The 24,679-nt window shown below is 68.1% G+C and carries 25 protein-coding genes; 12 read left to right on the forward strand and 13 right to left on the reverse strand.

The window, feature by feature from the left end; genetic code table 11:
- Positions 1-264 precede the first annotated feature (264 nt).
- Positions 265-603: a hypothetical protein gene (locus GO592_RS08565; RefSeq protein WP_007297482.1), complete on the forward strand. Its 339-nt coding sequence runs from the start codon at positions 265-267 to the stop codon at positions 601-603.
- A gap of 68 nt (positions 604-671) precedes the next feature.
- Here GO592_RS08565 and GO592_RS08570 read toward each other — a convergent pair whose 3' ends face one another.
- A complete protein-coding gene (locus tag GO592_RS08570; protein ID WP_007297481.1) occupies positions 672-2,189 on the reverse strand; it encodes a leucyl aminopeptidase in 1,518 nt (505 codons plus the stop codon).
- A 121-nt stretch (positions 2,190-2,310) separates the two neighbouring features.
- On the opposite strand from GO592_RS08570, the gene gcvT reads away from it, so the two are divergent.
- A complete protein-coding gene (gene gcvT / locus GO592_RS08575) occupies positions 2,311-3,411 on the forward strand; it encodes a glycine cleavage system aminomethyltransferase GcvT (protein WP_007297480.1) in 1,101 nt (366 codons plus the stop codon).
- Between the two features lie 63 nt (positions 3,412-3,474).
- The gene (locus GO592_RS08580; protein ID WP_005260097.1) at positions 3,475-4,578 is read left to right on the forward strand and encodes a branched-chain amino acid aminotransferase; all 1,104 of its coding nucleotides are present in this window, start codon (positions 3,475-3,477) and stop codon (positions 4,576-4,578) included.
- Positions 4,579-4,597: 19 nt separating this feature from the next.
- Here GO592_RS08580 and GO592_RS08585 read toward each other — a convergent pair whose 3' ends face one another.
- The 3 genes from GO592_RS08585 to cobU are packed head-to-tail and all read right to left on the reverse strand — an operon-like array spanning position 4,598 to position 7,103.
- On the reverse strand, positions 4,598-5,338 hold the full coding sequence (locus GO592_RS08585; protein WP_007297479.1) for an adenosylcobinamide-GDP ribazoletransferase: 741 nt from the start codon (positions 5,336-5,338) through the stop codon (positions 4,598-4,600).
- Between the two features lie 2 nt (positions 5,339-5,340).
- Entirely contained in the window at positions 5,341-6,459 is a 1,119-nt protein-coding gene (gene cobT, locus GO592_RS08590; protein WP_007297478.1) for a nicotinate-nucleotide--dimethylbenzimidazole phosphoribosyltransferase, read from the reverse strand.
- The gene (gene cobU, locus GO592_RS08595) at positions 6,456-7,103 is read right to left on the reverse strand and encodes a bifunctional adenosylcobinamide kinase/adenosylcobinamide-phosphate guanylyltransferase (protein WP_007297477.1); all 648 of its coding nucleotides are present in this window, start codon (positions 7,101-7,103) and stop codon (positions 6,456-6,458) included. Before cobU ends, cobT begins: the two co-directional genes overlap by 4 nt.
- A 100-nt stretch (positions 7,104-7,203) precedes the next feature.
- Here cobU and GO592_RS08600 point away from each other — a divergent pair, with 100 nt between their 5' ends.
- Positions 7,204-7,419, forward strand: a complete 216-nt coding sequence (locus GO592_RS08600) for a hypothetical protein (protein WP_007297476.1) — start codon at positions 7,204-7,206, stop codon at positions 7,417-7,419.
- A gap of 3 nt (positions 7,420-7,422) precedes the next feature.
- Here the strand turns inward: GO592_RS08600 and GO592_RS08605 are convergent, their stop codons facing one another.
- A complete protein-coding gene (locus GO592_RS08605; protein ID WP_007297475.1) occupies positions 7,423-8,079 on the reverse strand; it encodes a DUF3043 domain-containing protein in 657 nt (218 codons plus the stop codon).
- Between the two features lie 88 nt (positions 8,080-8,167).
- On the opposite strand from GO592_RS08605, the gene GO592_RS08610 reads away from it, so the two are divergent.
- The 3 genes from GO592_RS08610 (at position 8,168) to GO592_RS08620 (ending at position 10,887) form a co-directional block, all read left to right on the forward strand.
- Positions 8,168-9,244: a glycerate kinase family protein gene (locus tag GO592_RS08610; RefSeq protein WP_039951281.1), complete on the forward strand. Its 1,077-nt coding sequence runs from the start codon at positions 8,168-8,170 to the stop codon at positions 9,242-9,244.
- A gap of 138 nt (positions 9,245-9,382) precedes the next feature.
- The gene (locus GO592_RS08615) at positions 9,383-9,733 is read left to right on the forward strand and encodes an iron-sulfur cluster assembly accessory protein (protein ID WP_005247725.1); all 351 of its coding nucleotides are present in this window, start codon (positions 9,383-9,385) and stop codon (positions 9,731-9,733) included.
- A 179-nt stretch (positions 9,734-9,912) separates the two neighbouring features.
- Positions 9,913-10,887, forward strand: coding sequence for a carbohydrate kinase family protein (locus GO592_RS08620; RefSeq protein WP_007297473.1), 975 nt, complete (start codon positions 9,913-9,915; stop codon positions 10,885-10,887).
- Positions 10,888-10,958: 71 nt separating this feature from the next.
- Here the strand turns inward: GO592_RS08620 and asnB are convergent, their stop codons facing one another.
- On the reverse strand, positions 10,959-12,884 hold the full coding sequence (gene asnB, locus GO592_RS08625) for an asparagine synthase (glutamine-hydrolyzing) (RefSeq protein ID WP_007297472.1): 1,926 nt from the start codon (positions 12,882-12,884) through the stop codon (positions 10,959-10,961).
- A gap of 276 nt (positions 12,885-13,160) precedes the next feature.
- On the opposite strand from asnB, the gene ctaC reads away from it, so the two are divergent.
- Together ctaC and GO592_RS08635 are read left to right on the forward strand one after the other, a co-directional pair.
- The gene (gene ctaC, locus GO592_RS08630; RefSeq protein ID WP_016880030.1) at positions 13,161-14,228 is read left to right on the forward strand and encodes an aa3-type cytochrome oxidase subunit II; all 1,068 of its coding nucleotides are present in this window, start codon (positions 13,161-13,163) and stop codon (positions 14,226-14,228) included.
- A 41-nt stretch (positions 14,229-14,269) separates the two neighbouring features.
- Entirely contained in the window at positions 14,270-14,686 is a 417-nt protein-coding gene (locus GO592_RS08635; RefSeq protein ID WP_007297471.1) for a cytochrome c oxidase subunit 4, read from the forward strand.
- Between the two features lie 71 nt (positions 14,687-14,757).
- On the opposite strand, the gene GO592_RS08640 is transcribed toward GO592_RS08635, so the two are convergent.
- A complete protein-coding gene (locus GO592_RS08640) occupies positions 14,758-15,360 on the reverse strand; it encodes a TetR/AcrR family transcriptional regulator (RefSeq protein WP_039951280.1) in 603 nt (200 codons plus the stop codon).
- Positions 15,361-15,429: 69 nt separating this feature from the next.
- Between GO592_RS08640 and GO592_RS08645 the strand changes: the two genes are divergently transcribed.
- Positions 15,430-16,377: a DMT family transporter gene (locus GO592_RS08645; protein ID WP_007297469.1), complete on the forward strand. Its 948-nt coding sequence runs from the start codon at positions 15,430-15,432 to the stop codon at positions 16,375-16,377.
- 2 nt (positions 16,378-16,379) lie between these two features.
- Here GO592_RS08645 and qcrB read toward each other — a convergent pair whose 3' ends face one another.
- The 4 genes from qcrB to ctaE form a co-directional block, all read right to left on the reverse strand.
- Positions 16,380-18,029 (reverse strand): cytochrome bc1 complex cytochrome b subunit, encoded by a 1,650-nt coding sequence (qcrB, locus tag GO592_RS08650; RefSeq protein ID WP_050787461.1) that lies wholly within the window; start codon positions 18,027-18,029, stop codon positions 16,380-16,382.
- 29 nt (positions 18,030-18,058) lie between these two features.
- On the reverse strand, positions 18,059-19,201 hold the full coding sequence (gene qcrA, locus GO592_RS08655) for a cytochrome bc1 complex Rieske iron-sulfur subunit (RefSeq protein WP_005247713.1): 1,143 nt from the start codon (positions 19,199-19,201) through the stop codon (positions 18,059-18,061).
- On the reverse strand, positions 19,198-20,049 hold the full coding sequence (gene qcrC, locus GO592_RS08660; RefSeq protein WP_005247712.1) for a cytochrome bc1 complex diheme cytochrome c subunit: 852 nt from the start codon (positions 20,047-20,049) through the stop codon (positions 19,198-19,200). The genes qcrA and qcrC overlap by 4 nt, the downstream gene beginning before the upstream one ends.
- 64 nt (positions 20,050-20,113) lie before the next feature.
- Positions 20,114-20,725, reverse strand: coding sequence for an aa3-type cytochrome oxidase subunit III (gene ctaE, locus GO592_RS08665; protein WP_005260123.1), 612 nt, complete (start codon positions 20,723-20,725; stop codon positions 20,114-20,116).
- 126 nt (positions 20,726-20,851) lie between these two features.
- Here ctaE and GO592_RS08670 point away from each other — a divergent pair, with 126 nt between their 5' ends.
- Positions 20,852-21,322, forward strand: a complete 471-nt coding sequence (locus GO592_RS08670; protein WP_007297468.1) for a ribonuclease E inhibitor RraB — start codon at positions 20,852-20,854, stop codon at positions 21,320-21,322.
- 43 nt (positions 21,323-21,365) lie between these two features.
- Complete coding sequence (gene trpD, locus GO592_RS08675) at positions 21,366-22,454, forward strand: anthranilate phosphoribosyltransferase (protein WP_039951279.1); 1,089 nt, start codon at positions 21,366-21,368, stop codon at positions 22,452-22,454.
- A 9-nt stretch (positions 22,455-22,463) separates the two neighbouring features.
- Here trpD and GO592_RS08680 read toward each other — a convergent pair whose 3' ends face one another.
- Both GO592_RS08680 and GO592_RS08685 read right to left on the reverse strand, forming a co-directional pair.
- Positions 22,464-22,739, reverse strand: coding sequence for an Lrp/AsnC family transcriptional regulator (locus GO592_RS08680; RefSeq protein ID WP_007297466.1), 276 nt, complete (start codon positions 22,737-22,739; stop codon positions 22,464-22,466).
- Positions 22,736-24,502 (reverse strand): DEDD exonuclease domain-containing protein, encoded by a 1,767-nt coding sequence (locus GO592_RS08685; protein ID WP_007297465.1) that lies wholly within the window; start codon positions 24,500-24,502, stop codon positions 22,736-22,738. Before GO592_RS08685 ends, GO592_RS08680 begins: the two co-directional genes overlap by 4 nt.
- Between the last annotated feature and the right edge of the window lie 177 nt (positions 24,503-24,679).

Below are 24,679 nucleotides of genomic sequence, written 5' to 3' on the forward strand. Positions count from 1 at the left end.
TTGTGCTTCGAGATGCACGTGTCTTGCGTCTACTTGCAGGTAATTCCGATTCGTCGTCACCCACTCGCTGTGTCGGCGCTCCACATCTTTCCATTGATCCGGCGGGCGTGTCCGCCGAGGGGCACCCGTCGGGGACTCCGGTGTGTCGCGACGTAATCGCTACCGGCCAGTAGTTTTCGTGTGCGGCGGAAACCGGGCGTTCGCTGGCAAACTTGGAGGACAGTCGCCGGCATCGTCGGGCGCACGCACTCGAGGAGGCTCGACGTGGGGTTGTTCGACCGATTCTCGCGGCCTCGGTCCGGCCGATCTCAGGCGTCCCCCGAGGACGCCGTGTATCTCGCGAACTGGACTCGCACGCACCTCGGTGTGGAGGCCTACGTGGAACCTCAGACGACGGTGACGGAAGTCACTGTCGTGCTCGTTGCGGCGGACGGCGAGTGGACCCGGCGCCGGGTGGGCGGTGAACGCGGCGCCCGCAAACTCGGCGAGGACCTCCGCATCCCCGTGTACGACGTCCGCAAGACGGGCTACCCGCAGCGGATGCGCGATCACGATGCGCGGCGCCGTATCGAGCGGAAGCGCGAGCGCGAGCGCGACCTCTAGGCGGCTTCGCCGCCCGTGCGCCTTTCTGGTTGTTCCAGCTACCCGAAAGGCGCACGGGCGCGGAGCGCCTACCCGTTGGCGGCGATGTCCTCGATCACCGCGATCATGGTGCGCACGGGCACGCCGGTGCCGCCGCGGCCGGTGTATCCCCACGGTCCCGACGAGTTGTACGCCGGTCCGGCGACGTCGATGTGCGCCCACTGGACGCCGTCGGCGACGAACTCCTTGAGGTACAAGGCCGCCGCGAGCATGCCGCCCCAGCGGTGGTTGGTGACGTTGGCGAGGTCGGCGACCTTCGAATCGAGGTCCGAGCGCAGTTCGGCGGGCATCGGCATGGCCCACGCGTTCTCCCCGATCTCCTGGGAGATGGCGGCGACCCGGTCGCGGAACTCGTCGGTGCCCATCACACCGGGCGTCCGGTTGCCCAGTGCCACCATCTGCGCGCCGGTGAGGGTCGCGGTGTCGATGAGGTAGTCGGGGTCGTCCTCGCACGCGCGGACGATGGCGTCGGCGAGGACGAGGCGTCCCTCCGCGTCGGTGTTGATGACCTCCACCGTGGTGCCGCCGTACTGGGTGAGGACGTCGCCGGGACGCTGCGCGGTGGACGACGGCATGTTCTCGGCCATCGGGACGGTGGCGGTGACGTCGACGGGCAGTCCGAGCTTGGCGGCGAGGACCACGGTAGCGACAACGGCTGCGGCGCCGCCCATGTCGGACGTCATGTTCTCCATGCCTGCGGCGGGCTTGATGGAGATGCCGCCGGTGTCGAACGTGATGCCCTTGCCGACGAGCGCGACCTTGGGGGCGTTCCGCTTCTTGGCTGAGTAGCTCAGCCGGACCAGCCGCGGTAGCCGGGACGAGCCCTTGCCCACCCCGAGGATGCCGCCGTACCCGTTCTTTTCGAGCGCCTTCTCGTCGAGGACCTCGACCTTCAGTCCGGCGTCGGTGCCGAGAGCCTTTGCGCGGTCGGCGAATTCGGCGGGGAAGAGGTGGCTCGGGGGAGTGTTGACGAATTCGCGCGCAGTGGCGACGGCGTCGGCGATTGCCGCGGAGCGCGCGAGGGTCTCCTTCGACTCCTTCGCACGCGGAGACGACACCAGCAGCTCCACCCGCGAGACAGGTTGTGCGTCCGGGCCGGGAGCGGATTTCGCGGACTTGAACTCGTTGAAGCGGTACGCGCCGAGGGCGAAACCTTCGGCTGCGGCACCGAGATCGAGTACGGACAGGGTGGTCGCGACGGTGCCGACGCCACTGAGTGAACGCGCCGCGGCGCCCGCGGACTTGCGGATCTGCTCGGCGTCGAGCTTCTCGGCCGAACCGAGGCCGACGGCCAGCACACTGTCGACCGGAAGCGTGTCGGGTGCCGGGATGCGGGTCGTCTCCTCCGCCTTGCCGGAGGCGCCCACCGCGACGAGCGTGTCGAGCAGATCGGTCAGCACCGATTCGTCGACGATGCCGTCGCCGAGCGCGATTTCGGGTCCGTCCGAGCTCGACGTCAACCCGATCACCAGCACGTCCACCCGCTTGCCGACGGTGCCGGCCAGGGCGAGTTGTGGTCCGAGGGGTCGGGCTGTGTGAGTGCTCACGGTGTCTCTCCTGCAGCGGTTCGGGATCGGGTGGTGTCGGATGGTCGACGTCCGTCCCGATGGTAGTGCTCGTCCGCCGTCGCCTACCCGGTGCGCCCGGGGGTCGGATAAGTTGAGGCCCATGACCGAGGAGCAGTTGTCCCAAGGCCCCGTCCACGCCGTTCACGTCGAACTCGGGGCCACGTTCGCTCCCTTCGGCGGCTGGGAGATGCCCGTCTCGTACGCCGGTGTCGTCGCCGAACACACCGCGGTGCGCGAGTCGGTGGGGGTGTTCGACGTCAGCCACCTCGGCAAGGCCCTCGTGCGGGGCAGCGGCGCCGCAGCCTTCGTGAACTCGGCGCTGACCAACGATCTCGACAAGATCGGCCCCGGCAAGGCGCAGTACACGCTGTGCTGCACGCCGTCGGGCGGAGTGATCGACGATCTGATCGCCTACTACGTGAGCCCCGACGAGGTGTTCCTCGTCCCCAACGCGGCCAACACCGCGGACGTGGTCGCGGCACTGGCCGCAGCGGCGCCCGAGGGCGTCACCGTGGAGAACCAGCACCGGGACTTCGGTGTGATCGCCGTGCAGGGCCCGAAGTCGGCGGACGTACTCACCGCCCTCGGCCTGCCCACCGACATCGAGTACATGGCCTTCGCGGACGCCACCTGGGACGGGGTTCCCGTCCGCGTGTGCCGCAGCGGGTACACCGGCGAGGTCGGGTTCGAACTGCTGCCGCGCTGGGAGGACAGCGAGAAGCTGTTCCGGGCCGCGGTCGAGCAGGTCCGCGCCCACGGCGGCCAGGTCGCCGGTCTCGGCGCCCGGGACACGCTGCGCACCGAGATGGGATACCCACTGCACGGGCACGAACTGTCGCTGGAGATCTCCCCGCTCGAGGCGCGATGCGGCTGGGCGATCGGGTGGAGGAAGCCGAAGTTCTGGGGCAAGGAGACGCTCACCGACGAGAAGGAGTCCGGCCCGGCGCGCACGCTGTGGGGCATCAAGGCGCTGGACCGCGGGGTTCTCCGCGCCGGTCAGACCGTGCTGCGCGACGGCGAGTCGATCGGCGAGACCACGTCGGGCACGTTCTCGCCCACGCTCAAGGTCGGGATCGCATTGGCGCTGCTCGACTCCGGAGCCGGCGTGTCGGCGGGAGACGAGATCGCCGTGGACGTCCGGGGACGCTCCCTGCGCGCCGAGGTGGTGTCGCCGCCGTTCGTGGAGATCAACACCAAGTAAGCGCCTGTCGCGGACGACCTGTCGGCCGTGGGGCGGCGGAAGGCGTTCGATAAGATCACGGGCATGACAGGTGTCACCGAGTTCGTTCGCGTCCCGCATCCCGCCCTCACCTCCGACGAGGTACGGCGAGAGATACTGGCGGCGCCCGGATTCGGTCGGTACTTCACGGACCACATGGTGTCGATCACCTACTCCACGGAGCTCGGCTGGCACGACGCCAAGGTGGAACCGTACGGGCCGCTCCAGCTCGACCCCGCCGCGATGGTGCTGCACTACGGGCAGGCCATCTTCGAGGGGCTGAAAGCGTACCGGCAGCCCGACGGCGGCATCTCGACGTTCCGCCTCGAAGCGAACGCCGAACGACTCGCGACGTCGGCGCGTCGTCTCGCGATGCCGGAACTACCGGAGGAGTTGTTCGTCAAGTCGATCACCGAACTGCTCGAGCTGGATCACGAATGGGTGCCCGCCGCCGGTGGTGAGGACGCGCTGTACCTTCGCCCGTTCATGTTCTCCACCGAGGCCGGACTCGGTGTGCGTCCGGCCGACGAGTACCGCTACCTGCTGATCGCCTCGCCCGCAGGCGCCTACTTTCCGCGTGGAGTGAAGCCGGTCAGCGTGTGGCTGTCGACGGAATACGTGCGCGCCGCACCCGGTGGCACCGGCGCCGCCAAGTTCGCGGGCAACTACGCGGCTTCGCTTCTCGCGCAGGCGCAGGCCGCCGACGAGGGTTGCGACCAGGTGGTGTGGCTCGACGCCATCGAACGGTCGTACGTGGAGGAGATGGGCGGCATGAACCTCTTCTTCGTGTTCGGCTCCGGATCCGACGCCCGCCTCGTGACGCCGTCCCTGTCCGGTTCGCTGCTGCCGGGTATCACCCGTAACTCGCTGCTGACCCTCGCGACCGACGCCGGTTTCGCGGTGGACGAGCGTCGGATCAGCACCGACGAATGGCGCACCAAGACCAAGTCGGGCGAGATCACCGAGGTGTTCGCGTGCGGTACGGCGGCGGTCATCACGCCTGTCGGCCGGGTCAAGTCGGCCGAGGGTGAGTTCACGATCGCCGACGGCGAGCCCGGCGAGGTCACCATGGCCCTGCGCGACACGCTGACCGGCATTCAGCGGGGAACGTTCGCCGACACCCACGGGTGGATGACGAAACTGCGCTGATCTCGGTTTCGGCGGTCGCTCAGAACGTGAGACCGATCGCCGAGGCGGTGACGGTGATCTCGAGCACGGCGCCGAGCACGTCGCCGTTGAGGCCGGCGAATCGCCGGACGCAGTGAGCCACCAGCAACGCGGTGAGCGTCAGCGCGACTGCCACGACGATCGGTCCCTGCCACCACGGCGAGGTGCACCACGCGGCCGCCGCGAGGAGCGGAACGGTCCAGGCGATGCCGGTCCACGGTGACTGGGTCTCGGCGACCAGTGCGCCGAATCCTTCCGTCGACGACGCGGGAATTCCGCGCCGGCAGGCGAAGACGACCGCCACCCGCCCGGCCGCCACGGCGACGGCGACGCACGCGAATTGTCCTGCGGCGGCCAGAGATCCGAACGCCAGTCCCTGGGCGCCCAGGCAGATCACCAGGGCGCACACCCCGAACGGGCCCGCGCCGCCGCTGTGCATCACCGCCCGCGCCCGCTCCGGCGGCCCGTAACAGCCGAGCCCGTCGACGGTGTCGGACAGACCGTCGATGTGCATGCCTCGGGTGGCGAGAGCGTGTGCACCCACCGTCATCAGGCCGGCGAGGGCGGGGGCGAGACCGGCGGACACGAGCGCCCACAGCAGCACCGCGGCCAGGACTCCCAGCGCGACCCCGGTCACCGGCGCCGCCCGGATCGCGCGGCGGCCCGACACGCGGTCCACGGAATCCGGTCCGCGCAGGGGGAGCACCGTCAGCCAGGAGAACGCGAGCAGTACGCCCGACACGGTCAGCCCGCGGTATCGGCGGCGGAGCCGGTCGCGGTGTCCTCGCCGTCGTCGGCGTCGCGGGTGCTGACTCCGGCCTCCGCGAACGTCGCCATCTCCGCGAGCGTGGCGACCGCGCCCTGCAGGATCGGCAGCGCGGTGACGGCGCCGGATCCCTCGCCGAGTCGCATGTCGAGTTCGAGGAGGGGGTCGAGTTGCAGGTGCTTCAGTGCGATCGTGTGGGCCGGTTCGGTGGAACGGTGGCCGGCCAGCCACCACGCGCGGGCGCCGTGCGCGAGTTCCTCCGCGACCATCGCGGCCGCGGTGACGACCACGCCGTCGAGAATCACCGGGGTCTTGCGGGCGGAGGCCTGGGCGAGGAAGCCGGCCATCGCGGCGAGGTCGGCGCCCGACACCGTACGCAGGAGCGCCACCGTGTCCCGGACCACCGGCCGGGCCCGGCGCATCGCGTCGCGGATCGCCGCCGTCTTCCGGATCCAGCCGGCGTCGTCGACACCGGTGCCCCGGCCGACCGCCGCCACCGGTTCGGTGTCCGTCAGCGCGGCGATGAGGACGGTGGCCGGCGTGGTGTTGCCGATTCCCATGTCTCCGGCGATCAACAGGTCTGCGCCGGAATCGATTTCGGAGTCGGCGATGGACCGTCCGGCCTCGATGGCCTTCAGTGTCTCCTCGTGTGTGAGCGCGTCCTCGCGGTCGATCGCCCCCGACGAGCGGCGGATCTTGAACGTCGACACCGACGGATCCGTGTCGCCGTCGACGGACAGGTCGACGACGCGCACGCTTGCGCCGGCCCGGTTCGCGAGAGCATTGACGGCGGCCCCGCCGCCGACGAAATTGGCGACCATCTGGGCCGTCACCTCGGGCGGATACGCCGAGACGCCGGTCCGTGCCACTCCGTGGTCGCCGGCGAACACCACCACGCGCGCCCGCGCGAACGGGGCGGGCGGGCAGACACCCTGGCAGGCCGCGGCCCAGCATGCGAGCGTCTCGAGACGTCCGAGCGAGCCGGCCGGTTTGGTGAGCTGCAACTGACGGGCCTCGGCCTGTGCGCGCACCCCTTCGTCGGGTGGGGTGACGGGTTCGAACCGACCGGGGTCGGTGCTCACGGACTCGCTGGTCACGCTTGGCCTCTCGCTCGAGTGGACACTTCTGCCCCGCACGCCTCGCGTGCGGGATCATCTTTCAAGGTCATGGTCAGTCCCGCGACGACGAGGACCACGCGATCGCAGACCTGGGCGAGCCGCGCGTTGAGGGAGCCGATCTCGTCGCGGAACAGGCGACCGGACCGGGTCTCGGGGATGACGCCGAGACCCACCTCGGGAGTCACCAGCACGAGTGCGCCGCGGTAGTCGCGGACGCTCGCGACGAGTTCGTCCGTGCGTGGGGTGATGGTGCCCCGCGGCGAGTCCCAGGCTGCGGCGCCGTCGAGTTCGACGGTGAGCCAGGTGCCGAGATCGTCGACGAGGGTGGCCGCGGCTTCGGTGGGGGAACGCAGTTGGTCGGCGAGGTCGAGCCGGTGCGCGGTCTCCACGGTGAGCCAGCTGCGGGGACGCCGATCGCGGTGCTGAGCGATGCGGTGTTCCCAGTCGTGGTCGTCGGGGTCGCGGTGACTGGTGGCGACGTAGCGCACCCGGCCCGCCCCGGCCAGGGCCTGGGTCAGTTCCTCGGCGTGAGCGGATTTTCCGGAGCGTGCACCGCCGAGCACGAGTGTTCGCGACGTCTGGTTCGGACGGCTCGGGCGGTCCGGGGAATCGGCGGTGGGCACGGAGGGAAACGCTACCAACCCACCGGAGTGGCAGTATTTTGACGAAGAACGTCAATTCCGCCACTGTTGGCGGGAAGTGAATGCGCGGAAAATTTCAGCCATGACCGAATTCCTCGTCCTCGTTGCACTTCTCCTCGTGCTGCATGCGGCCGTGATGTACGCCGGTCGGCACCTGGGTCCACTCCATCCGCGACTGCGGAAAAGCTACCGCGACAACTTCTTCCGACCGGCCGATCCCATGACCGACCTGTCCTACGACCGCGGCGCCGACCTGGGGCGGCTGCTCGCCGAGACGCACCGCGCGCCCCACAACTGACCGTCAGATGGCGTCGCCGGGGCGCACCCGCGGCTTGGGGGCGCGCAGCTTGCGGATCTGCGACGCACGCACGAACGCGTACCACCCGAGCTTGAAACCGCCGTCGGGGGTGTCCGGGAAGCGCTCCCGCACCTGATTGTTGATCTTGCGGCCCAGCCAGACGCCCTCGATGGCCATGAACATCATCATGATGAGCATGGCGAGCGTCACGATCGCCTGCAGCGCCGGGCTGACGAACATCGCCATGATGAGAACCAGGGCCAGCGGCATGAACAGGCCGACCAGGTTGCGCCGGGCGTCCACGATGTCGCGGACGTACGCGCGGACCGGGCCCTTGTCGCGGGGGAGGAGATACTTGTCCTCGCCGGCGAGCATGCGGGCGCGTCGCTCGGCGGCGGTGGCGCGTCGCTCCGCCGCGGCGACCTTGCGCTCTTCCTTGCTACCGCGGGTGGCCTTCTTACGGGCGCGTGCCTCTTTCGCCGTCAGGGGCGCGGGCGCGACCGGTCCGCGCCGCTTCGCCTCGGCGTCGCGTCGCTTGGGGGTCGGGCGGCCCTTGCCTGCCTGTTCGGCGGACTCCGCCTCCGGGGCCGTGGACGACTCGGCGACCTCGACGTCCCGCTTGTCTGAATTGTCCGAATCACCGCGGCGTAGCAATTTCACCCTTCCAGAGTATGGGAAGACGGCGCCGGGAGGAAAACCGCCCTCACATCGAAATGCCGGGTCGGGCCCGTCGCCATACACTTCGCCGATGCGAGTGATGATCGCACCGGACTCCTTCGGTGAAACGCTGACCGCCGTCGAGGCGACCGCCGCGATCGCGGCGGGATGGTCGGCCGTGCGCCCGGACGACCAGCTGATCGAGGCGCCGCAGTCCGACGGCGGCCCTGGGTTCGTCGACGTGGTCGCCGCTGCGGGCGGCACCGTCCGGACCGCGGTCGTGGAAGGGCCCCTCGGCGCCGACGTCACGGCCCGCTGGCTCCTCGACGGCACCGACGCCTACCTCGAATCCGCCCAGGCCTGCGGACTCGGACTGCTGGGCGGACCGCCGACGCCCCGCACCGCCCGCGACGCGCACAGCCGGGGCGTCGGCCAACTCGTGGTAGCCGCACTCGATGCCGGGGCGAGCAGAATCGTCGTCGGTCTCGGCGGCAGCAGTTGCACCGACGGCGGCCGCGGCCTCGTCGAAGCCCTCGCGCAGGGTTTCGGGAGCGCGGACGCCGCCGTCGCCCGCCTGCGCTCGGTGGAACTGGTGGCCGCGTCCGATGTCGAGCACCCGTTGCTCGGCGAGCACGGCGCCGCCCGCGTATTCGGACCGCAGAAGGGCGCCGACCCCGACACCGTCGCATTCCTCGAGGACCGGAACGCCGCATGGGCGGGACAACTGCAGCGGGTGACGGCCCGGGAGGTCGCCGCCGAGGCCGGCGCCGGCGCCGCCGGTGGCATCGGGGCCGCGCTGCTCGCCCTCGGCGCGACCCGAGAATCCGGTGCTCACGTGGTCGCGCAACGCACCCGGCAGGATCGGCAACTCGCCTCTGCCCAGCTCGTGATCACCGGGGAAGGCCGGCTCGACCAGCAGTCGCTGCGCGGGAAACTCGTGATCGCGCTTGCCGCTGCCGCCCGCCGGCGGTCGATCGCGACGCTCGTCCTGGCCGGGCAGGTGCTCCTCGACCCCGCGGATCTCGACAGCGCGGGCATCGACGACGCACTGTCGCTGGTGGACCACGCGGGATCGGTCGAACTCGCGATGTCGGACGCATACGCGCAGCTGAGAGACCTTGCCGCCGCCGCAGCCCGCGGATGGGACGGTGCGGCCGCAGGGCAGTAACCCGAATCCGCGACGTCGGATACCATGGACGTGGATCGATCTGCGGACGCTGCCGCAGGGAATGGAACCCGGGAATAAGTCGGGCGCGGAGTACCGTTGAAGCGCTCACGGGTTTGTTACGAACTACAGGGAGAGCCCATGACTGTGCAGAACGAGACCGCCGTCCACGGCGTCAAGATGACCGAAGCCGCGTCCGCCAAGGCGAAGGCGCTGCTCGATCAGGAAGGTCGTGACGACCTTGCACTGCGTATCGCCGTGCAACCCGGCGGCTGCGCAGGGCTGCGTTACCAGCTGTTCTTCGACGACCGGAACCTGGACGGCGACCTGATCGTGGACTTCGGTGGCGTCGCCCTCGCGGTGGACCGGATGAGCGCGCCGTACGTCGAGGGTGCCTCGATCGACTTCGTCGACACCATCGAGAAGCAGGGTTTCACCATCGACAACCCCAACGCGACCGGTTCGTGCGCCTGCGGCGACTCCTTCAACTGAGTCCCAGGCCGAAGTACAACTGAATCGACAAGTCTGACGCGGCGCCCACCGGCTGCCGCGTCAGACTTTTTTCGTGCCCGATCTCCACGTACCCGGGTCCCCGTGCTGCCGACTGATCATGGTGGTACCCCGGGGTACGGTGAGAAATCCCGACCGAACTCATCGAAAGGCATCCGCCCGTGACAATTGCGGTTACCGGTTCCATCGCCACCGACCACCTGATGCGGTTTCCGGGCCGGTTCGCCGAGCAGCTGCTCGCCGATCAGCTCAGCCACATCTCGTTGAGCTTCCTGGTCGACGACCTCGTAGTCCGGCGCGGGGGAGTGGGCGGCAACATCGCCTACGCCATGGGCGTCCTCGGTGGATCTCCACTACTGGTCGGGGCTGTCGGGGCCGACTTCGCGGACTACCGCCAGTGGCTCGAGAGCAACGGTGTCGACTGCACCGCCGTCCGGATCTCGACCACCGCACACACCGCGCGTTTCGTGTGCACCACCGACGAGGACATGGCGCAGATCGCGTCGTTCTACCCCGGTGCGATGAGTGAGGCCCGCGAAATCCAGCTGTCCGGTATCGCGCAGGACGCCGAAGCGCTCGAGCTGGTCCTGATCGGCGCCAACGACCCCGAGGCGATGATCCGCCACACCGAGGAATGCCGCCGGCAGGGAATCCCGTTCGCCGCCGACCCGTCGCAGCAGCTCGCCCGACTGAACGGCGACGAGGCATCGGCGCTGATCCGTGGCGCAAAATACCTGTTCACGAACGAGTACGAGTGGGGACTGCTGCGGCAGAAGACCGGACTGACCGAAGAGGAGATCCGCGCTCAGGTCGGCGTGCGCGTCACGACCCTCGGTTCCAAGGGCGTCGAGATCGTCGACTCCGAGGGCAACTGGACCCGCGTCGCCGTCGTTCCCGAGAAGGCGAAGGTCGACCCGACCGGTGTCGGTGACGGATTCCGGGCCGGATTCCTCCTCGCGCACAGCGCGGGCCTGAGTTTCGAGCGCTCCGCGCAGCTGGGGTCGCTGGTGGCGGTGCTGGTGCTGGAGACCGTCGGAACCCAGGAATGGACGTTCGACCGCGACGAGGCCGTCAAGCGCCTCGCGGACGCCTACGGCTCCACCGCCGCCGACGAGATCGCTGCCGTTCTTCCGTAGGAGGCGGCTCCGCCGCCCGTGCGCCTTTTTGGCAGCGCCAACGACCAAAAAGGCGCACGGGCGCGAAGCGCCTACAGCGAGACCGGATACGCCGGCTCGGCGATCTCCGGAACGATGCGGTTCTCCACGAAGATGCCGTGCCAGACCATGAAGATCAGCACGGTCCACAGGCGACGGCTGTGGTCGGACACGCCGTCCCGGTGGTCGTTCAGCATCTTCGCGATCGCCGCCTTGTCGAGCAGGTGATCGGTGCCCGACGCCGCGATCTGCTCGTGTGCCCAGTCGAACAGTTCGGTGCCGCGCAGCCAGTGCCGCAGCGGCACCGGGAAGCCCAGCTTCGCCCGATGGAGCACGTGCCCGGGCACGATGCCTTCCAGTGCCTGACGCAGCGCGTACTTGGTGGTGCTCTTGGTGATCTTCTGATCCAGCGGCACCTGCGACGCCACCTTGAAGACCTCGGGGTCGAGGAACGGCACCCGAAGTTCGAGCGAGTTGGCCATCGTCATCTTGTCGGCCTTGACGAGGATGTCGCCGCGCAACCACGTGAACAGGTCCAGGTGCTGCATCCGGGCCACCGGATCCCACCCCTGCGACTGCGCGTAGATCGGGTCGGTGACGTCGCGGTGCGTCCACTCCGGCCGGAAGTCGCGCAGGACGGCGCGCAACTGTGCGTCGTTGAAGCTGCGGGCGTTGCCGTAGTACCGCTCTTCCAGGGTCAGTGAACCGCGGTTGAGCAGGCTCTTTCCGCGGGTGCCCTCGGGGATGCGCTCGGACAGCTTCCCGGCGGCCCGCCGCAGTCCCTTGGGCAGGTACTCGAACGGCTTCAGCGAAATCGGCTCGCGGTAGATGGTGTAGCCGCCGAACAGCTCGTCGGCGCCCTCGCCGGACAGCACGACCTTGACGTGCTTGCGCGCCTCCTTGGCCACGAACCACAACGGCACCAGCGCGGGATCGGCGACGGGGTCGTCGAGGTACCACACGATCTCGGGGATGGCGGCGGCGAACTCGGACGGGCTCACCACCTTCACCACGTGACGCGCGCCGATCGCTTCCGCGGATTCGGCTGCGACGTCGACCTCGGAATAGCCTTCGCGCTCGAAACCGGTGGTGAACGTGATCAGGTTCGGGTTGTGCCGCATCGCGAGCGCCGCGATGGCCGTCGAGTCGATACCACCCGACAGGAAGGAACCGACCGTGACGTCGGCGCGCATGTGCTTGGCGACCGAATCCTCGAGCGCCTCCGCGATCTCGCGGTACCGGGCCTGCTCGGTGCCCGCGGCGAACGGACGCACCGGGAACGTGGGCGCGAAATAGCGGGTGATCACGGGTTCTTCGCCCGGCCGCACGCGCGCGAAGCAGCCGGACTCGAGCCGGCGGATCTGCTTGTGGAGGGTTTCCGGCTCCGGCACGTATTGAAGGACGGTGTAGTGCTCGACGGCCCGCGGATCGAGTTCGGTGCCGATGCCGATCAGGCTCGCCAGTTCCAGCAGGCTCTTCTTCTCGCTACCGAACGCGGTACCGCCGACGCCCGTCGCCAGGAAGAGCGGTTTGATGCCGAACGGATCGCGCGCGAGGAACAATTCCCGCGTCTCCGTGTCCCAGATCGCGAACGCGAACATGCCGCGCAGGCGGCGGACCGCGTCCTCGCCCCAGTAGTGGAACGCAGCGACGATGGCCTCGCTGTCGCCCTCTGTGACGAACTGCGCACCGAACTGCTCGGCGAGTTCGGCCCGAACCTCGAGGTAGTTGTAGATCTCGCCGTTGAACGTCAGCGCGTAGCGTTCCGGATTCTCCGCCGGACCCCACCGCAGGGGCTGGTGGGAGTGTTCGATGTCGATGATCGACAGCCGATTGAACCCGAAGACCAGGTGGTCGTCGTGCCAGGTCCCGTGCTCGTCCGGCCCACGGTGCCGCAGGCAGTGCATCGCCTGGTCGACCTGTGAGACGGCGTTGTCGCTGGTTTCTCCAGAGGTCAGTAGCCCGAGCAGTCCGCACACAGCGTCCGGTACCTCAATTCAGAATCTTGGAAGGCTCCACGAGGTGGAGTGGTCAGGGATCTCTGCCGGAAAGTATGCCGCAGATTGCCGGAGCGTCCGGTTCGGGCCGCCGGTGACGGTGCCCCCGGCGCGATCAGCGGCACCGCCGCGGCGTCGGCAGCGACACGTCGTCGCCCGACCCGAGGATGGAGAGCCGCCACCTTTGGTCTACGCTGCGTAGTAATTGGGCCTTCCCATCGGGTGTGCCCTAGTGGAATTTGCGGCGATCAGGAAGGCGTGAACGTGGCGCAAGGTCGGATCCTTCGGCGGGCAGGGTTGGCAGTATCTTTGGGCATTGCTGCCTTGCTGCTGTCGGGTTGTTCAATCGACAACGAGGTGCTTCGTTTCGGGTGGCCTTCGGGCGTAACCCCGCAGGCGCACCGCATGCGTGAACTGTGGACCTGGTCGGTCATCGCCGCCCTCGTCATGGGTGTGCTGGTGTGGGGACTCACCTTCTGGGCGGTGATCTTCCACCGTAAGAAGAAGGACTCACCCGAGTTCCCACGGCAGACGGCATACAACGTGCCGCTCGAGCTGGCGTACACCGCGGTTCCGTTCGTCATCATCGCCGTGCTGTTCTACTTCACGGTGATCGTGCAGAACCATGTCCTCGAGAAGGAGGACAACCCCAACGTGGTGGTGGATGTCACTGCGTACCAGTGGAACTGGAAGTTCGGCTACCGCTCCATCGACCTCGGTGAGGGTGGCGGCAAGTACGACGGCGTCGATCAGGAAGCGCAGGCTGCGGTCGAGTCCGCACCGGCATCCGAGGCGGAGGCCGAGGGTGAGCACGCTCAGCCCGGGCCGATCCACGGCAAGACCCCGCAGGACCTGTCCTACCTGCACTACGACAAGATCGAGACGATCGGCTCGAGCAACGAGATCCCGATCCTCGTCCTGCCGACCGGCAAGCGGATCCAGTTCGAACTGGCCTCGGCCGATGTCATCCACGCCTTCTGGGTGCCGGAGTTCCTGTTCAAGCGCGACGTGAACCCGAACCCGAAGGAGAACCACTCCGACAACGTCTTCCAGATCAGTGAGATCGAGAAGGAAGGTGCCTTCGTCGGGCGCTGCGCCGAGATGTGCGGCACGTTCCACGCGATGATGAACTTCGAGGTTCGCGCCGTGAGCCCCGACAAGTTCGCGCAGTACATCGAGCTGCGTAAGCCGGCGAGCGAGGGCGGCCGGGATCTGACCACGGCGGAGGCTCTGCAGGCCATCGGCGAGTCCCCGGTTGCGACGTCGACGTCTCCCTTCACCACCGATCGCGGCTACAAGCAGGCGAGCGGTGTCGAAGGTAACTGAACCTGCTGCTGATACCTCACTGACCAAGGACAAGTGCTGATATGAAGATCGAAGCCAAGCTCTTCGAGATCCTGACGGTATTCTTCATTCTCGTCGCGATCGTCTACGGCGTCTTCACCGCCGTTTCACGAACCGGTATCGAGTGGGCGGGTCTGACAGGCATCTGCCTGTCGGCGGGACTGACACTGATCATCGGAACGTACTTCCGGTTCGTCGCCCGTCGCCTCGACACCCGCCCCGAGGACTACGAGGACGCGGAGATCGCCGACGGCGCAGGCGACCTGGGCTTCTTCAGCCCCGGTAGCTACTGGCCGATCCTGCTCGCCGCTGCCGCCGCATTCGTCGCGGTCTCGATGGCGTTCTTCCAGCCGTGGATGCTCGTGGTCGCCGTGATTGCTGTGCTCGCGGCCGCTGCAGGCCTCGTCTTCGAGTACTACGTCGGGCCCGAGAAGCACTAGTTCCAACCACAGTCGGACAGCGGAGGCGCCGAATCCCATCAGGGTTCGGCGCCTCTGCTTTGTCGTCGGTCCTAGCCGGCTGGGTCCGCCGCGGCGGCGAGGAGTGCCGCCGCCTGATCGGACGCGAGTCGTACCGCCTCGGGAAACACGTGCAATCCGTGCGAGACCAGGGCGCCTTCGTGGAGCAGCATGATGGTGCGCGCGAGTGTCTCCGGATCGCGCACCGAGGCGTCCCGGCACACCCCCGTGAACAGGTCGAGCATCCACCGTTTCTGGCCGATGATGACCGCGTACGCCGGATGTGACGGGTCGCTGATCTCCGCGTGCGCGTTAACCATGCTGCACCCTTTCGCGCTGTTCTCCGCGGTCCACTCCCCGGACGCGTCGAAGATCGCCGTCAGGCGCCGCTCGGGGGAGTCGCCGACGGTGTCGAGGTGGGCTGCGAGGAATGCCCGCCACCGCTCGTCCCGGTCGGCGAGGTACTCGACCACGATCTGTTCCTTCGATCCGAAGCGGTCGTAGAGCGTCTTCTTCGTGACGCCGGCCTCGGCGGCGATGAGATCCACGCCGACCGCGTGAATTCCCCGCTCGTAGAAGAGGCGGCCGGCCGCGTCCAGCGCTCGCCTCGCTCCCGGGGTCAGTGCGACGCGTCGCGGGGACGGCACAGAATCCATGACAAAAGTATACAGATCGGTATAGGTTGGAGAGGTATACCGATCTGTTTACTTGGGTGGTGGTCAGTTGTGAATGCGTTTCTCGCCGTGCTGTTCGTCCTGTGCTGGAGCTCCGGCTTCATCGGGGCCAAACTCGGCGCCGGGGACGCGTCCCCCCTGACGGTTCTGACCTGGCGGTTCCTGCCACTCGCCCTGGCACTCGCCCTGGCGGCCGCGCTGTTCGACCGCGCACGGTGGCGTGGACTCGGGTCCCGAGCGTTCGGTCGTCAGGTGACGGTCGGCGCGCTGTCGCAGACCGGATATCTGCTGACCGTCTACCAGGCGATCGGGCTCGGCGTCTCGACCGGTACCACCGCGCTGATCGACGGCACCCAGCCCCTGGTCGTCGCCGTACTGGCCGGCCCGCTGCTGGGGCAGTACGTCGCGCCCCGGCAGTGGTGGGGGCTGCTGCTGGGACTGGCAGGGGTTGTGATCGTCACCGCAGGCGACGCCACCTCTGGGTCCGGCGTGTCGTGGTGGGCGTATCTCGTGCCGTTCGCCGGGATGCTGTCGCTGGTGGCCGCGACCTTCCTGGAGAGTCGCTCACCGACCGACACCGACCCCGTCGTGGCCATGACCGTGCACTGCGCGACCAGTGCCGTGCTCTTCACCGCCCTCGCCGCGTGCGCCCGACAGGTGTCGCCACCGCCGACGGCATCGTTCTGGTGGTCGGTGGCCTGGTTGATCGGCCTGTCCACGTTCGGCGGCTACGGCCTGTACTGGCTCGTGCTGCGTCGGAGCGGGGTCACCCGGGTCAATGCCCTGATGTTCCTGATGGCACCGGTGACGGCGATCTGGGGGACCGTGATGTTCGGCGAGCCGTTCGGAATCCTCACCGCGCTCGGTCTACTTCTGGGACTCGGGGCGGTCGCGCTCGTGTTCCGCGCACAGCCGCGGGGGAGGGGAGCGGGCAAGCCCACAGACGAGCAGAGCCCCGAACCGGAAGTGGTTCGGGGCTCTGCTCGGTTGCGGAGGTGAGGCTAGTGGGCCTCGCCGTTGCCGGACGATCCGTTGCCGGAAGCCGACGAACCGTTGCCGTGGGCGCGGTCCTGGTACTCCCGCAGCATCGTGAGCTGCTCGTGCTCGCCGTGGTGCAGGGCGTGCTCGAGAGCCAGGCTCTCCTCGACCGGGTCGGCCGTGACGAGGCTGCCGGAACCGGGCTTGCCGGCGGAACCGAGCTTGTTCATCTTCTTCGGGACGGTCGCACCCTGGTACTCGAGCGGGATCGGATGACCGTGGTCGTCGACCGGGCCGAGCGGCTGGTGGATCTCGATGTACTGGCCGTTCGGCATCCGCTTGATGATGCCGGTCTCGATGCCGTGCTCGAGGACCTCACGGTCGCTGCGCTGGAGACCCAGGCAGAACCGGTAGGCCACGAAGAAGGCGATCGGAGGCAGCAACACCATGCCGATGCGGCCGATCCACGTCATCGCGTTCAGCGAGATGCTCAGGTGGTACGCGATGATGTCGTTGATGCAGGAGATCGTCAGGACGGCGTAGAACGCAATCGCCATCGCACCGATCGCGGTACGCACCGGAACGTCACGCGGACGCTGCAGCAGGTTGTGGTGAGCGTCGTCCTTCGTCAGGCGCTTCTCGATCCACGGGTAGGCGATCAGCACCGTGAACACCAGACCCATGATCAACGCGACAGCGAACACAGACGGAATGGTGTAGCGGTCGAACAGGTAGATGTCCCATGCCGGCCACAGACGGGCCAGGCCGTCCGTCCACATCATGTAGATGTCGGGCTGCGAACCGGCCGACACCTGCGACGGGTTGTAGGGGCCGATGGTCCAGACCGGGTTGATCTGCAGCACGCCACCCATCACGGCCAGAACACCGAACGTGATCGCGAAGAACGCGCCCGACTTGACGGCGAACACCGGGAGGATGCGCACACCCACGACGTTGTTCTCCGTGCGGCCGGGGCCGGGGAACTGCGTGTGCTTCTGATACCAGACGAGCGCGAGGTGACCGGCGATCAGGGCGAGGATGATGCCCGGGAACAGCAGGACGTGCGCGACGTACAGGCGCGGGATGATCAGGTCGCCGGGGAAGTCGCCGCCGAAGATCAGCCAGTGCATCCAGGTGCCTGCGATCGGGATGCTCAGCGTGATGCCGGAGAACGCGGCGCGCAGGCCCGTGCCGGACAGCAGGTCGTCGGGGATGGTGTAGCCGAAGAATCCCTCGAACATGGCCAGGATCAGCAGCAGGCAGCCGATGACCCAGTTGGCCTCACGCGGACGCCGGAAGGCGCCGGTGAAGAAGATGCGCATCAGGTGCACGACGATCGACGCCGCGAACATCAGCGCGGCCCAGTGGTGGATCTGACGGACGAACAGGCCGCCACGGACCTCGAACGAGATGTTCAGCGTGGTCTCGTACGCGCGGGACATCGTGACGCCGCGCAGGGGCTCGTACGCACCGTTGTAGACGACGTGCGCCATCGACGGATCGAAGAACAGGGTCAGGTAGACACCGGAGATCAGCAGGATGACGAAGCTGTACAGCGCGATCTCGCCGAGCAGGAACGACCAGTGGGTGGGGAAGACCTTGTTGATCTGCCGCCGCATTCCCGCTGCGAGGTGGTAGCGCGAGTCCATCGCTTCGGCCTGGCCGGTGGCCATCGCGCTCAGTTTGGACGGTTTGTTGTCGGTCACGGTCGACGCTCCCAAAATGCCGGGCCGAGAGCTTCGATGTAGTCACCCGTTGTGACTAGGAAACCCTCTTCGTTCACTGTAATAGGCAACTGCGGAAGTGCACGAGCGGCCGGACCGAAAATCGGCTTTCCGTAGGTCAGCGCATCGAACTGCGACTGGTGGCACGGGCAGAGGATTCGGTTGGTCTGCTGTTCGTACAGGGAGGTGGGGCAGCCGAGGTGGGTGCAGATCTTCGAGAAGGCGAAGTAGTCGCCGTAGTTGAAGCTCTCCTGGCCCTTGCGCTTGGTGACCCGTGCCGCGTCCTCCGTGCGGAGGCGGATGAGCATGGTTGCGTTACGGATGCCGCGCAGCGCCTCGAGCAGCGCGTCGTGGTCGCCGCGATCGGACTCACGGAACGGGAACACCGTTTCCATGGCGCCGGCGTCCAGGTCTTCCGGGCGAACGAGGACGACGTCCTCGGGGCGACCGGTGTCGCGGCGCAGGTAGATGGTTTCACCCTCGTAGCGGGGGGTCCATCCCGACACCCACAGCGGGGAGTCGTCACGCTTGGCCCACGGGTTCTTGATCAGACCACCGAGGGGCATGACGGACATGATGCCGAGGGCACCGCCGCCGAAGATGAGGGTGCGCTTGAGGAGCTTGCGGCGTCCCAGCGTCGACGTGTCGAACGAGTCGCCGAGTTCCGCGACGATCGTCTTGCGGTCGACCTCGGACGATCCACCGTCGTGGCGGTCCTGGATGGACACCTCTTCGGGGATGAACTTCTTGGTGAACTGCACCGCACCGACACCGAGGCCGAGAATGGCGAGACCCATGGTGAGGCCGATCAGCGGCGTGTACAGGCTGTAGGCCGAGTAGTGCTCCTCGCCGGCGCCTGCGTACTCCCAGGGCCAGAAGAGGTAGATCGCGATGAACGCGATCGCGGAGATGCCGGAGAGGGCGAACCAGAAGGCGACCGACCGCTCGGCGCGCTTCTCGGCCTTCGTCCCCGGAACCGCCCAGCGGTTGCGGCGGAACGCGACGTCGACGTGGTCGAGGTTGGTTCCCAGCTCGACCAGTTCGTCGCGGCTCAGGTTCTCGAGTTCTGCATCCGTGTACTTCTTTGGCGTGGCGCCGCCCGGCTGGCCAGCGTCGCTCATGACCTTGCTCCGATCCACAGTGCTGCACCGACGACAGCGATGATTCCGATGACCCACATGGCCAAGCCCTCGGAGGCGGGACCGATGCCGCCGAGTCCGTAGCCGCCGGGCTGCTTCGTCTCGCCTGACGACTTGATGTAGGCGATGATGTCCTTCTTCTCCTCGAGGGTCAGCTGACGGTCCGAGAACTTGGGCATGTTCTGCGGGCCGGTGACCATCGCGGTGTAGATCTGCTGCTCGCTGGCCGGGTCGAGGACCGGCGCGTACTTACCGGACGAGAGTGCACCGCCGCGTCCGGTGAAGTTGTGGCAGGACGCGCAGTTGAGGCGGAACAGTTCGCTGCCGCGTCCGATGTCGCCACCGCGCAGCGAAGACTGGGCGACCTCGCCGTTCTCGTCGCGAATGACCGTGGGGCCGCCGCCGTTGGCCTGGACGTACGCGCCGATGGCGTCCGTCTGCTCGGCGTCGAACTTGACGGGCTTGCGCTCGACCTGGGCCTCGTTACGCGAGGCAGGCATGCGTCCCGACGACACCTGGAAGTAGACGGCGGCCTCGCCGACACCGATCAGGCTCGGGCCGCGGTCCTGCACACCCTGCAGGTTCGCGCCGTGGCACGTGATGCACGAGGTGTCGTACAACTGCTTGCCCTCGCGGATCAGTGCTGCCTGATCGTCGGTGGCGGTGGCCACCTGCGGGGTCGGCGTCAACGCGGACGCGAGGAAACCGGCGCTGACCAGTCCCATCATCAGGACCAGGGCGCCCGTGACGCGCCTGCGGAGCTTCCGCTGGCGGCGTGCCTTCGCGGCAGACGCTGTGGTATCGGATGCGGGAGGGGGGGATGAACTCATCTGTATCCCTTTGGTATGTCGGGACGGACTGGACGTCAGGGGGCTGCCTGGGGCGTTCAGCTGATCAACGGATGAAATAGATCGTGGCGAACAGACCGATCCACACGATGTCGACGAAGTGCCAGTAGTACGAGACGACGATGGCGGCGGTGGCCTGGGCGGGCGTGAACTTGCTGACCTTGGTGCGGGCGATCAGGAAGACGAACGCGATGAGGCCGCCGATCACGTGCATGCCGTGGAAGCCGGTGGTCATGTAGAACACCGAGCCGTACACGCTGCTGGAGATCGAGGTGCCGTGCTCGACGAGGTGGATGTACTCGTAGGCCTGTCCGAGGACGAAGAACGTGCCCATCGCCAGGGTCAGGAGGTACCACCGGCGGAGGCCGAAGACGTCGCCGCGCTCTGCCGCGAACACACCCATCTGGCAGGTGAACGACGAGGCGATCAGCACCAGCGTCACCGGTACGGCGAGGAACAGATTCAGCTCGGTCGGCTCCGGCGGCCAGTTCCCATTCGCCTGCGCTCGCGCCACGAAATACATGGCGAAGAGCCCTGCGAAGAACATGAGCTCACTTGACAACCACACGATGGTGCCAACGCTGACCATGTTAGGTCGGTTCAGCGAGTGCACGCGTTGGGTGATTGCTGATCCTGAAGTCCCTACTGCGCTCGTCACAGACAGAAGTATGACGCTTCGTCGTAAGAGACGACTACCCGGGTCCACCCTCGGCGCGTAGACGCGCCCCGGTTGTCCGATTCTCCCTGCTGACAGCCTGGTGGCGGACCGTGAAAGGGTGGAGTCATGCGCTCTCGTGACAACAGTACGGGGTGGCTGCGGAGGCTGTTCGGCAGTCGGCAACCGGCCCCTCTCGATCAGGATCGGCACGACCTCGTGGTCGTCGCCTCGAGCTTCGACGACGTGGAGGCGTGCTCGACCGCGCTCGACCGCGCCGCCGCCGAGGATCCGCGGTGGGACGCCGACGCGGAAGCGGTGCTGCGGCACCATCTGAGGCTGCCCGCGTCGTCGGTGGCCGACGCCGTGTCGATCGCCGCCCAGGACGGCTACCGACCGCAGAATCCGGACAGGCAGGCATCCCCCGGCGAGGACGGTGCGACGGTCGGACTCGTGCTGCAGCGAGTCCAGATCCTCGACGCGCTGCACTGTTCTCAGGAACGGTCGAGAATGGCCGGGCTGGCGCAGCGACTCGGTGGCTCGGTCGACGGCTGGGACGCGACGCAACCGGCGCGCGAGTCCGATCCGTCCGGTGACTAGGCTGCCAGGACCGGATCCGCCACTAGTACAAGGGGACACGACGATGCAGAGCCCGACTGCTCAGGGGACGAACGACGGTGTGCGGCCGGCACGCACGTGGCCGTCGGTCCTCGGCACGCTCACCGACGGACGTGACCTCTCGGTGGACGAGGCGAAGTGGGCGATGGACGAGATCATGTCCGACAACGCCACGTCCGCGCAGATCGCGGCGTTCGGTGTCGCCCTGAAGATGAAGGGCGAGACACCGGAGGAGTTGCGCGGACTGGCGGACTCGATGCTCGGGCACGCGCGCAAGGTCCCCGTCGACGACGACGTCGTCGACATCGTCGGAACCGGAGGTGACCGGTCCAACACCGTGAACATCTCCACGATGGCGTCACTCGTGGTCGCGGCGTCCGGCATTCGCGTCGTCAAACACGGAAACCGGGCGGCGTCCTCCAAGAGCGGCGGGGCGGACGTTCTCGAGGCGCTCGGGGTGAAGATCAATCTCGGTCCCGACGAGGTGGCCCGCTGCGTCCGGGAGGTCGGCATCGGTTTCTGCTTCGCGCCGGTGTTCCATCCCGCCCTGCGCTTCGCCGGCGCGCCGCGCAAGGAGATCGGCATCCCGACCGTCTTCAACGTGCTCGGACCGCTCACCAATCCGGCGCGTCCGCGGGCCGGCCTCATCGGCTGCGCGTTCCCGGGCCTGATCTCGGTGGTGGCCGGTGTGCTCGCGCAGCGCGGCAACTCGGCGCTCGTGGTGCGAGGTGACGACGGCCTGGACGAGTTGACGACGTCGACGACGTCGACCGTGCACATCGTGGCGGACGGGGCGGTGACCACCCGTCAGCTCGATCCCCGGGACATCGGGATCGCGCGGGTGTCGCTCGACGAACTGCGCGGCGGCGACGCCGAGGTGAACGCGGCGGTGGCGCGGCGACTCCTCGCCGGTGAGACCGGACCCGTCCGCGACGCGGTCCTCCTCAACGCCGCGGCGGCGATCGCGGCGTATCGGGGACTCGGCGGCCGCACGCTCGAAGACGCGTTGTCGGACGGACTCTCGACGGCGGCACAGTCGATAGACAGTGGAGCGGCCGCGACGCTGCTCGCGCGGTGGGCCGAACTCACGTCGGGCCTTTCCACCAGCAAATAGTCGGCGGAACTATTCGCCGATCGAGAAGCCCGCTTCGACATCGGCGCTGGAGTAGGACTGGAACGCGATGTGCGTCGCCGTCCGGGAGACGCCGTCCACCTTGTTGATTCCCTCGGTGACGACCTCCGCGATCTTCGCGTGGTCCCGAACCCGCACGATCCCGATCAGGTCGACGTCGCCTGCGCAGGAATAGACCTTGTCGACGCCCTCGATGTCGGCGACCGCCTGAGCGGTCTCCGGGATGCGGTGGGCTTCGGCGTGGATCAGGACGATGGCGTTGATCATGATCGCCAGCCTAAGCGGTGGTCGGCGGAACTCGGCGCGGGTGGTCGGGTCTCGGCGTCCCGTGTCGACGCGCTCCCCGCTCGCGCGAGTGCGCACCACTCGGACCAGGATCCGGCGCCCCGTGCGGGCTCGCACCAGCCCGCGGAGGCGCTGACGATGCGGGTGTCCTCCTGGTCGAGCCAGCGCGCCAGCAGCCCGGCCTCCTCGGGGGACGCGCCGCGAAGCGGAGTTGCGTCGGGAACGACGGTTTCGGCGGTGAGCACGAGCGCATCGACCACCGGCATCGGATGGATTCCGCGCCGGGCGCAGCCCGCGGACGCGAGTCGCCCGGAACGGATCACCGCGAACTCCCAGCCGCCGGTGACGGCCGGGCGAGCGGCCACGAGCTGATCGAGGGCGGTGAGGGCGGCCAGGCGCTGCATTCTGCGCAACGCGAGGACGACCTCCGCGGTGCGATCACGCAGGCGTGCGGCGTTCTCGAACAACTCGCCGGCGGCCAGCTCCTCCACCCGTGCGCGCATGCGGTGCAGCGGGGCGTCGTCCAGGCCGCGCAGGAACTGCCGGAAGAGTTCCGGCCCGAGACGGTAGGCGTCCTCCGTCATGCGGTCGTGGACGGACGCCGGGCAGCGTCCGAGTTCGCGGGGCGGGCACTGCGGACCGTGCTCCCTTCCCTTCGGGATGCGGCTCGTGCACGTCCGGAGAATGCAGTACTCGGCGAGGACGTCGGCGACGTCGACTGCGGTCGAGCGGGACCGGAACGGACCGAGCGAGTCGGCGGTCGGGGTACGCACCACCGACAGCCGGGGGAATGCCTCCGCGGTGAGCGTGATCCACCAGCCGCGTTTCGGGTACTTGGACCTCCGGTTGTACGGCGGCGTGTGCGCGGCGAGCAGCCGGAGCTCGCGCACACCGGCCTCGAGCGCATGCGCGCACTCGACGTGGTCGATCCGGGTGGTCAGGGCCACCATCTCCTTCATCCGTCCACGCGTCTCGGAGCCGGTGAAGTAGTTGCGCACCCGCCGGCGCAGATCGGTCGCCGTGCCGACGTAGAGGACCTCGTCGGACGGTCCGCGGAACAGGTAGACGCCGGGAGCGTGGGGGAGATGGCTTGCGAGTGAGCGTTTCGCCCGCTGGTGTGAGGAGACGTCGGGCAGGTAGTCGACGAGTTCGGTGAGACTGTGCACCCCCTGATTGCCGACCCTCGCGATCAGGGCGTGCAGGACGTCGACGGTGGCACGGGCGTCGTCGAGTGCCCGGTGGGTCGGAGTGGTCCCGACGTCGAACAGCCGGGCCAGCGACGACAGCTTGACGGACGGCGCTTCGTCGCGGCTGAGGACGCGCCTGGCCAGTTTGACGGTGCAGAGCACGGTGAACTTGGGCCAGGGGGTGTCGGTGGCGGACGCCGCGGCTTTGAGGAAGCCCGTGTCGAACGGGGCGTTGTGGGCGACGAGCACGGCCCCGCGTGCGAACTCCAGGAACGCCGGCAGCACTCGCTCGATCCGGGGGGCGTCGATCACCATGGCGGTGGTGATGCCGGTGATCTCCACGATGTGCGGCGGGATGGACCGTCCCGGGTCGACGAGAGTGGCCATTTCGGCGATCACCTCGCCTCCGCGGATCTTCACGGCGCCGATCTCGGTGATGGCGTCCTCACCCGGTCGTGCACCGGTGGTCTCGAGATCGACCACCACGAACGTGGTGTCCCGCAGTGGGGTGTCGAGCTCGTCGAATCTCAGCTGTTCGGGTACACCGGGAACACTCACGGATCGGAGCGTATGGACGGGCACCGACAGAACCGCCCGGAGAGCCCGGAGAGACGAGGATCACATTGCCCGTCTCGGGCGGCGGTCGCGGGCGGTGCGAGGGGCGGCCGCGGGGCCGCGAACGAGGGATTCGCGTGGGGCGGCGGTCGGTTGTTGCGGGTCCGGCGCGTGCCGCGG

Source organism: Rhodococcus sp. 21391, assembly GCF_016772255.1.
Taxonomy (GTDB): Bacteria; Actinomycetota; Actinomycetes; order Mycobacteriales; family Mycobacteriaceae; genus Rhodococcus_F; species Rhodococcus_F opacus.